Below are 13,260 nucleotides of genomic sequence, written 5' to 3'. Positions count from 1 at the left end.
GCCCCCCACGCTCGACCTTGCGGGACATACTCTGGGCACAGCGGGACAAGAGCCGCAAAGGCCAGACGGATGCAGACGCGATGAGCGAGGACGCGACAACCATCAATACCTGGGCGATTGCGCTGGTGCGCACGCTCGACGCGCGCGGCTGCGCCGGCCGCGCGCTGCTGGCAGAGGCCGGGCTCGACCCGGCGCTGCTCGGCGATCCCAACGGCCGGGTGCCGGTGTCCGGCATGGTGCGGCTGTGGCGGCTGGCGGTCGCCGCTACCGGCGATCCCTGCCTGGGCCTGAAGGTGGCCGCCTACGTGCAGCCGGCCACCTTCCACAGCCTGGGGCTGGCGCTGCTGGCCAGCCAGACGCTCGAGGACGCGCTGCTGCGCTCGGCGCGCTACTCGCGCATCGTCAGCAATGCCGTGGAGGTGCGCATCGAACGCGGCGCGACCGAAGCCCGGCAGATCGTCGAATGGCGGATGGCGACGCCGGTGGTCGAGGAAGCGATCGATCTGGTGATGGCCTCGACGGTCAAGATGGGCCTGCTGCTGCTGGCCATCGACCCGGCGGCCCAGCGGCCGATGCACCTGCGCCTGCGCCGCGCGGCGACCCCGGCGATGCGCGCCGAATTCGCTGCCCACTTCGCCTGCCCGATCGACTTCGAGGCCGGCGAGAACTCGCTGGCGCTGCCGCTGGACTGGCTCGACCGGCCGCTGCCGATGGCCAATCCGCAGCTGGCCCGGCAGAACGATCTGGTGGTCATGGAATACCTCGCCCGCCACGACGGCTCGCGGCTGGCCGAGAAGGTGCGCGCGCTGCTGGTCAGCCGGCTGCCGGCCGGCGAGCCGGCGCGGGCCGAAGTCGCGCAGGCGCTGCTGCTGTCGGAAAAGACCCTGCAGCGCCGGCTGCGCGACGAGGACACCAGCTACCAGCAGCTGCTCGACGACCTGCGCCGCGACCTGGCCCAGAAATACCTTCGAGAACCGGCGGCTTCGGTCTGCGAAGTGACCTTCCGGCTCGGCTTTTCCGACCAGAGCAGCTTCACCCGCGCCTTCCGCCGCTGGACCGGCGTCACCCCCGGCGAATACCGCAGCCAGCCGGACCGGAGCTGAGCCGCGCCGCTGTCCCGAGCGGCCCAAGCGCTGGCCGGGAAGGGCAAGACGGTCCTGGTCGGCGGGTCTAGTGTCGAGATCGGCACCAACCGGCGGAGGGCAGCGGCGATGACAGGACTCAAGGAGCGGCTGCGGCGCCGCTGGCTGCCCCGGCTGGTGGTGGCGCTGGCGCGCCGGCAACGGGCCCGGCCGCTGTCGGGCAATGCGGCGATCGAGCTGTACTTCGCCTGCGACGACCCCGGTGCGGTGATCGCCTTGCCGGCGCTGCTGGCGCTGGCCCACGCGCACGGCGTGCCGCTGAAGCTGTATCCGCTGATCGCGCGCGGCATCCCTGACGACCCGGCCGCCGAGGCTCGCGCCCGCCATGCGGTGCGCGATGCCGACCGGCTGGCGCGCCGCGACGGCCGCCGGCTGTCGCGCAGCCAGCCGCTGGCGGCGGCCGACACCGCCTTTCTCGCCCGCTGGATCGAAAGCCTGCGCGGCCAGCCCGTCATGGGCGCGTTCGCCGCTGCGGCGCTCGAGCGGTTGTGGCTCCTCGACGGCGACACGCTGCCGGCGCCGGATGCCTACGCGGCGCTGTACCGCCGCCTCACCGGCAGCGCGCCGCCGATCGCGGAGGCCGGTGCCGATGCTGCGCTGGCGGCCAACCATCGCCGCCTGCGCCGGCTCGGCCACTGGGAATCGCCGGCCGCGCGGATCGGCGGCGAATGGTTCTTCGCTCACGAACGCCTCGCCCAGATCGCCGAATGCCTCGACCGCCGGAAAGCCCGCGCATGACCGCCACCGTCGAATACTTCTTCTCGTTCCGCAGCCCGTACTCCTACCTGTCGGCGGCACGCGCCTTCGCGCTGCCGGCGCGCTACGACATCGAGCTGGTCTGGCGCGGCGTGCGGCCGATGGCCATGCGCGGCCAGCCGCTGCCGCGCGACAAGCAGCTGTACATCCTGCGCGACGCCGCCCGCGAGGCCGATCGCCTCGGCCTGCCGTTCGGGCGCATTCACGACCCGCTCGGCGACGGCGTCTGGCGTTGCCTGTGCATCGCCGAATTCGCGAACCAGCGCGGCCGTCTCGCCGCCTTCGTGACCCGCGCCGCGCAAGCGATCTGGGGCGAGGCGGTGGAAGTCGCCGCCGATGCGCCGCTGCGCGCGGTCTGCGAGGCCAGCGGGCTGGACTGGGCCGACTGCCAGCGCGCCATCGCCAACGCCGATTACCGCGCGCAGGTCGAAGCCAATACCGCCCGGCTCGCCGCACTCGGCCAATGGGGCGTGCCGACCTTCGTCCATGACGGCGAAGCCTACTGGGGCCAGGACCGCATCGAGGATCTCGAAGCCGCGCTGGGCCGCGCCGGCCTGCGCCGCCCGGTGACGCGCGTCGAAGGGATCGCCGCCTGATGCGCCGTGGTGTCGTCATCGCCGCGGTCACGCTCGCTGCCGTCGCGGGTGCGGCGTTCGCGTTCCGCGCACCGCTGCTGCAGCGGATCGTCGATGCCCGCATCGACGCCAACCTGACCCGCGCCAACACCGGCCTGCTCGACGACGGCCAGTTGCATGTCGTGCTGTGCGGCACCGCCGCCGCGCTGCCCGATCCGGACCGTGCCGGGCCGTGCACGGCGATCCTCGCCGACGGCCAGTTCCTGCTGATCGACGCCGGGCCGGGGTCGTGGCGGGTGCTCGATCGCCTGAACCTGCCGGTCGCGCGGCTGTCGGCGCTGCTGCTGACGCATCTGCATTCCGACCACATCGGCGAGGTCGGCGAAGCGGTCGAGCAGAGCTGGATCGCCGGCCGCCGCCAGCCGTTGCCGGTCTACGGCCCGCCGGGCACCGACGACGTGGTCGCCGGCTTCGCGCAGGCCTATCGGCGCGATGTCGGCTACCGCGTCGCCCATCACGGCGCCGAGGCGATGCCGGGCGAGGCCGCACCGGCGATCGCCCAGGTGATCGCGCCGCCCGAGGGTACGGCGGCCGTGCCGGTATTCGAGGCGAACGGGTTGACGGTCGAAGTCTTCCGCGTCGAGCACGCGCCGGTCGATGTCGCCTATGGCTACCGCATCCGCTGGCGCGGCCGCACCGTGGTGATCAGCGGCGACACGAAGAAATCGCCGTCGGTGATCGACAACGCGCGCGGCGCCGACCTGCTGCTGCACGAAGCGCTGGCGGCCGCGATGACCGGCCGCGCCGTCGAACGGGCGGCGGCGCTTGGCATCTCGCGCACCGCCAAGCTGGCCGGCGATGTCGCCGATTACCACACGACGCCGGTCGAGGCCGCCGAGGTCGCCCAGGCGGCCGGCGTGCAGCGGCTGGTCTACACCCACATCTTTCCGCCGCTGCCGAACGCGCTGGCGCGCCGGCTGTTCCTGGCCGGCACCGCCGAGGCCTACGCCGGCCCGCAGCAGCTCGGCGAGGATGGCCTGCGGATCGATTTCGCGCCGCGCCCCTGAGCCTCGAGAGCCCCGCCATGACCGACCACGATCCGAAACTGTCGCGCCGCGCCTTCAACCGCGCACTGGCGCTCGGCGGTGCGGCACTCGCCGCGGGTGCCGGCTTCGTCGGCGCCCAGCCGGCGCCGGCTTCGACGCCGACGCCGACTCCGGCGATCGCCCAGCGCCGGCGGCCGAACATCCTGCTGATCGTCAGTGATCAGGAACGCGGCTGGCCGGATCTGCCGGCCGGGCTGGGCCTGTCGGCGCACGAATGGCTGCGCAGCCGCGGCACCGGTTTCGACAACTACAACGTCCACACCACGCCGTGCTCGCCGTCGCGCTCGACCCTCTACACCGGCCTGCACACGCAGCTGACCGGCATCACCTCGAACGTCGGCGCGCCGCCGTTCCCGAGCCTGGCCAGCAAGGTGCCGACGCTCGGCCACCTGCTGCGCGAGCAGGGCTACTACACGGCCTACAAGGGCAAGTGGCATCTGTCCGACGTGCCGACCGGCGTCAACGTTCGCTATGGCCCGTTCCATGGCGCGCGGGCGGCGCTGGAGCCGTTCGGCTTCGCCGACTACAGCGACAACGGCATCGCCGACGGCGCGACCTGGAGCGGCTACAAGTTCGATGGCGAAGTCGCCTCCAATGCCTGCCAGTGGCTCAGCGACCACGGCCGCAGCCTCGACCAGCCGTGGCTGCTGGCGGTCAACTTCGTCAACCCGCACGACATCGTCTTCTACGACGACGAGGACCGCGCCCAGAGCCGCAGCCGGCTCGATCGCGATTACCTGTCGCCGCTGTCGCCGCCGCCGACCTCGGACCTGTACCGCAAGTTCTGGGACCTGCCGCTGCCGAACAGCTGGGCGGCCGACGACCTGTCGACCAAGCCCTGGGCGCAGCGCTCATACGTGGAGTTCTGCGCCGGCCTCTACGGCCGCATCGATCCCAAGGACGAAAGCCGCTGGCGGCGCTACCAGAGCTACTACTACAACTGCATCCGCGATGTGGATGCCCACACCCTGACGGTGCTCGAGCACCTGCAGCGGCTCGGGCTCGATGACAACACGGTGATCGTCTACACCTCCGATCACGGCGACATGCTCGGCGCCCACGGCCTGCGCCAGAAAGGCCCGACGATGTACAAGGAAAACGTCCGCGTGCCGCTGATCGTCTGCCATCCGGACCATCGCAGCGGCGCCACGACGACCGCGCTGGCCGGGCCGATCGACGTGCTGCCGACCCTGCTCGGCGTCGCCGGCCTCACGGACGCGCAGCGCGCCGAACGCTATCCGAGCCTGAAGGGCGTGAACCTGATGCCGGCGGTCGCCGATGCCACGGCGCGCACCGAGCGCGACGCGCGCGGCGTGCTCTACGACTACAACACCACGCTGTACATCGACCCCGAGGCGGCGATGCGGGTGATCGCCAGCCACGAGGACGCCGGCTGGTGGCCGCTGTTCAAGGCCAATCTGGCGCTCGGCCACTTCGGCCCCCGGCTCGATCATCCCGGCCTGTTCCGCGGCGTGCACGACGGCCGCTGGAAGTTCGCCCGCTATTTCCGCGCCGACCAGCACCACATCCCGAAGGACTGGGCGACGCTGCTCGCCCACAACGAGCTGGAGCTGTACGACACCGCTGCCGATCCCGACGAGCTGGTCAATCTCGCCGCGAATCCCGAGGCGCATCGCGACACGATCCTGGCGCTCAACGCCAAGACCAATGCGCTGATCGAGCACGAGATCGGCTTCGACGACGGCCGCGAGCACATCGGCCCGACCTTCCTGTTCGACCTGTGAGCCGCGTTCTCGCGCTGCTGCTCGTGTTCGCACTCGGTGCGCTGGCGATGGCCGCGTGGACGCGCCATGCCGCCGAGGCCGATGCCCGCCGCATCGCGATCACGCCGGCGCTGCACGCTGCGCTCGATGCCGCCGGTGAGACCAGCCGCTGGCTCGACGAGGAAGTGCTGGTCCGCGAAGCGCTGGCGCGCGGCTACGCGCTCGACGACCAGATCGTCCGCCGCCAGCTGCAGCGGCGGATGCGCAGCGCGCTGCTCGCCGACGCGCCACCGGAGCCGGTCGACGATGCCGCGCTGGCCGGCTGGCTGGCGGCCCATGCCGAGCGCTATCAGGCGCAGCCGCGCTGGAGCTTCGAGCAGGTCTACCTGAGCCGTGCGACCCACGGCACGGCGCTGGACGCGGCGGCTGCGGCGGTCGGCGTCAGGCTGGCCGCCCGCCCGGATGACACGGCCGCGCTCGGCGATCCGTTTCCGCAGGGCCTGCGCTACACCCAGGTCAGCAGCGCGCAGGTCGAGGCCGCGTTCGGTGGCCCGCTGCTGCAGCGGCTGGCGGCCTGCACGCCGAACATCTGGTGCGGCCCGGTGATCACGTCGCTCGGCGCCCACTGGCTGCGCCTGCTGGCCGCCGAGCCAGCCCGCACGCTGACGCTGGACGAGGCGCGCAGCCATCTGCGTGCCGATCTCGAACAGGAACGCCAGCAGCAGACGCTGCGGGCCGGGCTGGATCGCCTGCGCGCCGGCTGGCGGCTGGTCGATGACCCGGCCGGTCTCGGCATCCAGCCGCTGCCGGCGGCCGCGGAACACGAACACGGGGAGGACACACCATGACCACAAGAACGAGATGGGCCGCTGCGGCGGCGCTGCTGCTGGCCGGCGCGCTCGGCATCGGCAGTGCGGTCGCCGGCGAATGCGCGGGCAGCGATCCGGCGCGCAAGCAGCCGTACTTCGGCGATCTGCACGTGCATACGCTGTATTCGATCGACGCCTATTTCTTCAACGGCCTGAACGGCCCGCGCGAGGCCTACCGCTTCGCGCGCGGCGAGCCCGGCGTGCTGCCGGCCGGCGAGACCGATCCCTACACCGCCGGCCGCCAGATCCGGCTCGACCGGCCGCTGGACTTCGCCGGCGTCAGCGATCACTCGGACTTCCTCGGCGACTGGCGGCTGCTGTGCCAGGTCAACGGCCTGCTGCCGATCGGCGTCAATCCGGTCTGCAACATCGTCGGCAGCTACCTGCGCAACAACGTCACCTCGATCGTCAACGGCAGCGCGCCGCCGCTGTTCTACGTGCTGACCACGGCGTCGGCGCCGGCGCCGCTGACCGTCCTGCCGTGGGCCGACGAACTGGCGATCGCCGACGACGAGAACCGCCCCTGCCAGTTCTCGACCTTCCCCGGCTTCGAGTGGACCTCGCAGTACCACGACCAGATGATCCACCGGAACGCCTACTTCAACGGCCGCAACCGGCCGAAGGACGTGCCGCAGGTCGCCAAGCTGCGCGACATCACCGCGCAGACCGCGACCAACCGCGACGACGACTGGCGCCTGCACGACTGGCTGGCCAAGAACTGCGACGAATCGGCCGGCTGCCAGACGATGAGCATCCCGCACAATTCCAACCAGAGCGCCGGCGGCATGTACCTGCCGCGCGATCCGGCCACCGGCCTGCCGCCGGGGCGTGCCGGCAAGCCGCTGACCCTGGCCGACGCGAAGCTGCGCGCGAAGTACGACCGGGTCATCGAGATCCACCAGCACAAAGGCAACAGCGAGTGCGGCGTGGGCCTGGGGATTTACGAGGCCGGCGTGCTCGACCGCAACTGCGCCTTCGAGCCCGCCAAGAACGTCTGCCGGGGGCTGGTCAGCGATCCGGCCGACTGCGCGGCGATCTGCACCGGCAACCCGGAGGCCGATCCCGATTTCTGCCGCCTGCAGACCGCACCGATCTACGCCACCGGCGTCTGCCAGTACCAGAGCCGCGACGGCGGTTCCGGGCCGGATGCCAAGTGCGTGGCGCCGCTGGACATGGCGCGCAACATCCTTGCCGATGGTCTCGCCATCGACGCGGTGCTCGGCGTCGATCCGCAGCGCATGGCCTTCATCGGCGCCTCGGACACCCACAACGGCGATCCCGGCAATGTCGGCGAAGCCAACTACCCTGGCCACGGCGGCGTGCTCGATTCCGGGCCGCGCACCCAGCTCGGCTACTGGAGCTGCGAAGGCAAGATTCCGCTGCGCCAGGACCCGGCCAATGTCGCCCGCTGCAACGGCCGTTCGTTCCAGGACCGTGCGCGCGGCTACAACCCCGGCGGGCTGGCCGGCGTCTGGGCGCCGGAGAACACCCGCGACGCGATCTGGGGCGCGATGCAGCGCGGCGAAACCTTCGCCACCTCCGGCCCGCGCATTCGCATCCGCAGCCTGGCACTCTGGCAGAAGCCGCCGGCCGATCTCTGCGCGCGGCTGAACGCCGGCGACAACCCGATCGATCGCGGCGAGCTGGCCGGTGCGGTGATGGGCGGCGATCTGCCGCCGCGTGCCGGCAGCGCCACGCCGTGGATCGTCGTCTGGGCGCAGCAAGACCCGGGCGGCACGCAGCCCGGCCTGCCGCTGCAGTCGCTGGATCTGGTCAAGGGCTGGACCGATGCCGGCGGTCAGCCGCGCATCAAGGTGTTCGATCGCGTGGCGCGTTCGTCGGCGGCAGTCGAACCGCCGTCGCGCACCGACTGCGCACCGCGCACCGCCGGCCATCCGGAGCGGCTCTGCGCGGTCTGGCAGGACCGCGACTTCGCGCCGAAGCAGCGCGCCTACTGGTACGCACGCGCCTTCGAAGTGCCGAGCTGCCGCTGGAGCACGCAGCAGTGCGTGGCTGCCGGCGTCGACTGCTCCCGGCTCGATCGCGGCAACGGCCTGTTCCCGGCCAGCAGTCCGATGGCCGGCTATGAAGGCTGCTGCGCGATCAGCGGCGGGCCGGGCAACTTCCGGGGCCGCAACACTTTCCACACGATCACCGAGCGCGCCTGGGCCTCGCCGATCTGGTACCGACCCGGCGCAGGAGCCACGCCTTGAAGCCACAGCCACCCCGCAATTTCCGCAACCGCCGCGTGCTGGTCACCGGCGCCAGCAGCGGCATCGGCGAAGCGCTGGCGCTGGCCTTTGCGGCCGAGGGCGCGCGGCTGTGGCTGGTGGCCCGCGATGCCGCCCGGCTTGAGGCCGTGCGCGCCCGCTGCGCCGCGCTCGGCGCGCAGGCCACCGTGCACAGCGCCGATCTCACCGACGAAGCCGCCGTGCAGCGGCTGGCCGCAGCGGTGCACGCCGAGGGCGGTGCGCTCGACGTGCTGGTCAACAACGCCGGCGTGGTCATGGGCGGCCTGTGCTGGGAAGTGGACGCCGCCGACTGGCGCCGCCTGCACGAGATCAACGTGATGGGCGTGGTCCACGGCATCCGCGCCTTCGTGCCGCAGATGATCGCCGCCGGGCGCGGCGGGGCGATCGTCAACATGGCCTCGGTGTCGGGCTTCGTCGGCGCGCGCGGCATGGCCACCTACAGCGCCAGCAAGTTCGCGGTGGCCGGTCTCACCGAATCGCTGCGCGGCGAACTGCACGGTCACGGCATCGGCGTCAGCCTGATCTGCCCGGCGTTCGTGAAGACGCCGATCCAGGAGAAGGTGAAGCTGGTCGGCAGCCTGGACAGCCCCAAGGCCCGCGCCCGCATCGACCGCGATTTCGCGAAGACCAGCCTGACGCCGGAAATCGTCGCCGCCCGCACGCTGAAGGCGATCCGCGGCAACGAGGCGGTGGTCACCGTCGGCCGCGATGCCACCGCCGCTCGGCTGTTGCAGCGCTACGCGCCGGCGCTGCTCGAACGCCTGCTGCGGGGCCGCTGATGGCTGCCGCGCCACATACGCTTTACGCACTGCCGCACTCGCTGTACAGCGGCAAGGTGCGCAGCTACCTGCGCTACAAGGGCATCGCCTTCGAGGAGCGCGTCGCGACCTTGCGCGAATTCCAGCGCTTCATCATTCCGCGCACCGGCATCAAGTTCATTCCGGTCGTGCAGACGCCGGACGATGTCGTCGTGCAGGACAGCACCGAAACGATGGACCTGCTCGATGCCCGCCACCCGGCGCGTGCGGTGATGCCCGAGACGCCGGTGCAGAAGCTGGTCGCGCTGCTGTTCGAGCTGTATGCCGACGAATGGCTGCTGCTGCCGGCGATGCACTACCGCTGGAGCTTCTGGCACGAGCAAAAGCACATCGACGACGTGCTCGAACACTTCGGCATGCTGCTGTCGCCGAAGGCGCCGCGCTGGCTGCGCCGCAAGGCCGGCGCGCAGTTCTGCAAGCCGTTCCACGGTGCGCTGCCGGTGCTGGGCGTCACGCCGCGCACGATTCCGGCGCTGGAGGCCTGGTACGAGGAATTCCTCGACCGCATGAATGCCCACTTCAGCGCCCACCGCTACCTGCTGGGCGACCGCGCCTCGGTCGGCGACTTCGGGCTGATGGGCCCGCTGTACGCGCATCTGGGCCGCGACCCGTATCCGAAGGCGCTGATGCAGCGCCGCGCGCCGAAGGTCTACGCGTGGGTGCAGCGGATGAACGAGGTCGAGCCGGCCATCGGCGACTGGCTGCCGGACGATGCGATTCCCGACACGCTGCTGCCGGTGCTGCAGCGGATGTTCGCCGAGCACTGGCCGGTGCTGGCCGACACCGTGGCGCAGGTTGCGCGCTGGCTGGACGAGCATCCGGATGCGCGACGGCTGCCGCGCTTCGTCGGCCGGCATCGCTTCGTGCTCGGCGGCGTGGAGGAAGAGCGCTCGGTGTTCCCGTATCCGCAGTGGATGCTGCAGCGGGTGCTGGATCACTACGCGTCCTTGCCCGCGAACGCGCGCGCCGCCGCCGACGCGCTGCTGGCGAAGGTCGGCGGGCTGGAGGCGATGCAGTTGCAGATCCCGCGCCGCGTCGCGCGCGCCCACCACCGCCTGGTACCGGAGGGCATGACGCCGTGAGCGGCGAGCCGTACACGCTGTACCTGTTCTGGATCAGCTACTTCAGCGGCAAGCTGCAGGCGGCGCTGCGTTACAAGGAAATCCCGCATCGCTGCGTCGAGCCGAAGTGGGGTGGTGCGCTGCTGCACGAGGTGCTCGACAACACCGGGCTGATGAAGGTGCCGGTGTTGCGCACGCCGGCCGGCGACTGGCTGGCGGATTCGACGCCGATCATCGACTGGCTGGATCGCGCGCATCCCGGCAGCGAGCTGATTCCGGCCGATCCGCTGCAGGGCTTCTTCAGCCGGCTGGTCGAGGACTACGCCGACGAATGGCTGTGGCGGCCGGCGCTGCACTATCGCTGGAGCTATCCGGCCGATGCCCATGCGCTGTCGCGGCGCTTCGCCGAAACGTTTCTGTCGGAGCAGCCGACGCCGCGCTGGCTGACCGCCGCCCTGATCCGCGACCGCCAGCGCCGCATCTACGTGCGCGGCGATGGCGTCACCGCTGCGACCCGCGAGCATGTCGAGTCGGTCTACCTGCGCAATCTCGACTGGCTGCAGGCGATCTTCGAACGCCAGCCGTTCCTGCTCGGTGGCCGCCCGAGTCTCGCTGACTACGGCTACTTCGCGTCGATGTTCCGGCACTTCAGCCTGGACCCGACGCCCAGCCTGATCATGCAGAGCCGTGCGCCGGCGGTGTTCGAATGGGTGGCGCGGCTGTGGAACGCGAAGGCCTCGACGACGCACGGCGGCTGGTGCGTGCCGGGCACCTTGCCGGACGGCTGGACGCCGATCCTGCGCGATGTCGGCACCGCCTATCTGCCCTATCTGCACGCCAATGCCGTGGCCTTCCGCGACGGCCGCCGGCACTTCGAATTCGCCGTGCAGGGCGCGCAGTACCGGCGCCTGCCGGTGGTGCCGTACCGGGTCTGGTGCCGCGAGCAGCTGCAGGCCGCGCACGCGGCGCTGCCGGCGGACGCGCGGGCCGTGGTCGACGCGACGCTGGCCGATGTCGGCGCGCTGGCGCCGCTGCTCGCTGATGGCGTCATCGCGTCGAAGCTGTACGCCGACACCACCCCGCCGCTGTGCCGGCCGCGCGTGGTCGGCCGGATCGAACGGCTGCGCCGCTGGATCACTGGCACGCATTGGCAACCGGCGACGCTGGCAGCGAGGACACCGCGATGACGCATCGTCTGATCATGGCGTTGCTGCTGGCCCTGCTTGCGGCCTGCACGAAGCCACCGGCGCCGACCGTGGCCACGCCGACCCCGGCCGCGCTGGCGGCGCACAGCGAGGAGTTCCGGCGCGGCGTCGTCGAGGCCGCGCCCGGCGTGTTCGTCGCGATCGGCTACGGCATCGCCAACAGCATCTGGATCGACGGCCCGGACGGCGCGCTGGTCATCGACACGATGGAATCGGTGGAGGCCGCGCGCACCGTGCTGGCCGCGTTCCGCGAGCACAGCCGGAAGCCGGTGCGGGCGATCATCTACACGCATTCGCACCCGGATCACGTCGGCGGCGCGGCGGTGTTCGCGGCCGAAGGGGCCGGTGCGCCGGTGCCGATCCTTGCCCACGCCGATGTCGCAAGGGCGATGGACGAGATCGCCAGCGAGCTGCAGCCGGTGATCACCCGCCGCTCGCTGCGCATGTACGGCCACGGCCTGCCGGACGACGAGCGCATCAACATCGGCATCGGCCCGCGGCTGGCGCTGGACGCCGGCTCGACGGTGTCGACCCTGCGGCCGACGCAGACTTTCGAGACGCGCCTCGACACCACGCTGGCCGGGATGCCCGTGCAGCTGGTGCACGCGCCCGGCGAAACCGAGGATCAGCTGTTCGTCTGGCTGCCGGAGAAGAAGCTCCTGCTGCCCGGCGACAATTTCTACCGCGCGTTCCCGAACCTCTACACGATCCGTGGCACGCGGCATCGCGATCCGAAGCGCTGGGCAGCGTCGCTGGATGCGATGCGCGCGCTGCCGGCCGAGCTGCTGGTGCCAAGCCACACGCGGCCAGTCGTTGGCCATGACGCGATCCAGGCCGCGCTGACCGACTACCGCGACGCGATCCGCTACGTGCACGACCAGACGCTGCGGCTGATGAACGCCGGGCTCGAACCGGAGGCGATCGCCGAGCGCATGCAGCAGCTGCCGGCGCATCTCGCCGCGTCGCCGTACCTGCAGCCGTTCTATGGCAAGCCGGCGTGGAGCGCGAAAGCGATCTTCAACGGCGCACTCGGCTGGTACGGCGGCGATCCGGCCACCCTGCAGCCGCTGCCGCCGCGCGCCCGCGCCGAGCGGCTCGCCGCGCTGGCCGGCGGCACGGCGAAGCTCGTCGAGCAGATCGAGGCGGCGGCCGCGAAGCAGGACTGGCCGTGGGTGCTGGAGCTGAGCAGCGCGGCCTTGCAGCTGATGCCGGACGAGGCCCGCGTGAAGCAGGCGCGGATCGCCGCCCTGCGGGCGCTGGGTGCCGCCGAAAGCAATCCGCCGGCGCGCGACTGGTATTTCGTCGCCGCCCGCGAGCTGGAAGGCAGCCTGAAGATTCCGAGCCGCGCGGTGGCGCCGACACCGGCGATGCTGGCGGCGATGCCGCTGTCGGTGTTCTTCGACGGCATGGCCGTGAACCTGCACGCCGAGGACTGCCTGGACCGGGTAATCCGCGTCGTTTTCGAGTTCACCGACAGCGGCGCGCAGCACAGCTACATCGTGCGTCGCGGCGCCTCCGAAGTGGTGGCTGGCCGGGTCGCCGACGCCGATCTGGTGGTCCGGGTCGGCGATCAGGCATTCAAGGAAATGCTCGCCGGCCTGCGCAATCCGGCGCTGGCGATCGCCCGCGATTTCGAGGTGACGACCGGCAGCACGCTCGCCTTCGCGCAGTTCATGGCGCTGTTCCAGCCACCGGGCTGACAGGGCGTTCGGCTGGCCGCTTGCTAGGCTTGTCGCCCCGTTCGATTCGCGC

The 13,260-nt window shown here is 71.4% G+C and carries 11 protein-coding genes; all 11 read left to right on the top strand.

What is annotated here, in order from left to right:
- The first annotated feature begins 80 nt into the window (after positions 1 to 80).
- Positions 81 to 1,103, top strand: coding sequence for an AraC family transcriptional regulator (locus ACTIGJ_RS08195; RefSeq protein ID WP_439639808.1), 1,023 nt, complete (start codon positions 81 to 83; stop codon positions 1,101 to 1,103).
- Between the two features lie 108 nt (positions 1,104 to 1,211).
- Entirely contained in the window at positions 1,212 to 1,880 is a 669-nt protein-coding gene (locus ACTIGJ_RS08190) for a hypothetical protein (RefSeq protein WP_439639807.1), read from the top strand.
- Positions 1,877 to 2,494: a 2-hydroxychromene-2-carboxylate isomerase gene (locus tag ACTIGJ_RS08185; RefSeq protein WP_439639806.1), complete on the top strand. Its 618-nt coding sequence runs from the start codon at positions 1,877 to 1,879 to the stop codon at positions 2,492 to 2,494. The genes ACTIGJ_RS08190 and ACTIGJ_RS08185 overlap by 4 nt, the downstream gene beginning before the upstream one ends.
- A complete protein-coding gene (locus ACTIGJ_RS08180; protein WP_439639805.1) occupies positions 2,494 to 3,540 on the top strand; it encodes an MBL fold metallo-hydrolase in 1,047 nt (348 codons plus the stop codon). The genes ACTIGJ_RS08185 and ACTIGJ_RS08180 overlap by 1 nt, the downstream gene beginning before the upstream one ends.
- 17 nt (positions 3,541 to 3,557) lie before the next feature.
- Positions 3,558 to 5,324 carry a sulfatase-like hydrolase/transferase gene (locus ACTIGJ_RS08175; RefSeq protein WP_439639804.1) on the top strand — a complete coding sequence of 589 codons (1,767 nt, stop codon included), beginning with the start codon at positions 3,558 to 3,560 and terminating at the stop codon, positions 5,322 to 5,324.
- A complete protein-coding gene (locus ACTIGJ_RS08170; RefSeq protein WP_439639803.1) occupies positions 5,321 to 6,151 on the top strand; it encodes a peptidyl-prolyl cis-trans isomerase in 831 nt (276 codons plus the stop codon). Before ACTIGJ_RS08175 ends, ACTIGJ_RS08170 begins: the two co-directional genes overlap by 4 nt.
- Positions 6,148 to 8,385 carry a DUF3604 domain-containing protein gene (locus ACTIGJ_RS08165; RefSeq protein WP_439639802.1) on the top strand — a complete coding sequence of 746 codons (2,238 nt, stop codon included), beginning with the start codon at positions 6,148 to 6,150 and terminating at the stop codon, positions 8,383 to 8,385. The genes ACTIGJ_RS08170 and ACTIGJ_RS08165 overlap by 4 nt, the downstream gene beginning before the upstream one ends.
- Positions 8,382 to 9,203 carry an SDR family NAD(P)-dependent oxidoreductase gene (locus tag ACTIGJ_RS08160; protein ID WP_439639801.1) on the top strand — a complete coding sequence of 274 codons (822 nt, stop codon included), beginning with the start codon at positions 8,382 to 8,384 and terminating at the stop codon, positions 9,201 to 9,203. The genes ACTIGJ_RS08165 and ACTIGJ_RS08160 overlap by 4 nt, the downstream gene beginning before the upstream one ends.
- On the top strand, positions 9,203 to 10,324 hold the full coding sequence (locus ACTIGJ_RS08155; protein WP_439639800.1) for a glutathione S-transferase family protein: 1,122 nt from the start codon (positions 9,203 to 9,205) through the stop codon (positions 10,322 to 10,324). The genes ACTIGJ_RS08160 and ACTIGJ_RS08155 overlap by 1 nt, the downstream gene beginning before the upstream one ends.
- Positions 10,321 to 11,490: a glutathione S-transferase family protein gene (locus ACTIGJ_RS08150; RefSeq protein WP_439639799.1), complete on the top strand. Its 1,170-nt coding sequence runs from the start codon at positions 10,321 to 10,323 to the stop codon at positions 11,488 to 11,490. The genes ACTIGJ_RS08155 and ACTIGJ_RS08150 overlap by 4 nt, the downstream gene beginning before the upstream one ends.
- Complete coding sequence (locus ACTIGJ_RS08145) at positions 11,487 to 13,208, top strand: alkyl sulfatase dimerization domain-containing protein (RefSeq protein ID WP_439639798.1); 1,722 nt, start codon at positions 11,487 to 11,489, stop codon at positions 13,206 to 13,208. The genes ACTIGJ_RS08150 and ACTIGJ_RS08145 overlap by 4 nt, the downstream gene beginning before the upstream one ends.
- The last annotated feature ends 52 nt before the right edge of the window (positions 13,209 to 13,260 follow it).

Source organism: Nevskia sp., from assembly GCF_051860985.1.
Lineage (GTDB): Bacteria > Pseudomonadota > Gammaproteobacteria > Nevskiales > Nevskiaceae > Nevskia.
Note: the sequence above shows the minus strand (reverse complement) of the source record. Positions and strands in the feature narration are given on the sequence as shown.

Coding starts and splice junctions, on each gene's coding strand:
- ACTIGJ_RS08180 (WP_439639805.1), top strand. CDS start 2,494: ATGCGCCGTGGTGTCGTCATCGCCGCGGTCACGCTCGCTGCCGTCGCG.
- ACTIGJ_RS08155 (WP_439639800.1), top strand. CDS start 9,203: ATGGCTGCCGCGCCACATACGCTTTACGCACTGCCGCACTCGCTGTAC.
- ACTIGJ_RS08145 (WP_439639798.1), top strand. CDS start 11,487: ATGACGCATCGTCTGATCATGGCGTTGCTGCTGGCCCTGCTTGCGGCC.
- ACTIGJ_RS08175 (WP_439639804.1), top strand. CDS start 3,558: ATGACCGACCACGATCCGAAACTGTCGCGCCGCGCCTTCAACCGCGCA.
- ACTIGJ_RS08190 (WP_439639807.1), top strand. CDS start 1,212: ATGACAGGACTCAAGGAGCGGCTGCGGCGCCGCTGGCTGCCCCGGCTG.
- ACTIGJ_RS08165 (WP_439639802.1), top strand. CDS start 6,148: ATGACCACAAGAACGAGATGGGCCGCTGCGGCGGCGCTGCTGCTGGCC.
- ACTIGJ_RS08195 (WP_439639808.1), top strand. CDS start 81: ATGAGCGAGGACGCGACAACCATCAATACCTGGGCGATTGCGCTGGTG.
- ACTIGJ_RS08185 (WP_439639806.1), top strand. CDS start 1,877: ATGACCGCCACCGTCGAATACTTCTTCTCGTTCCGCAGCCCGTACTCC.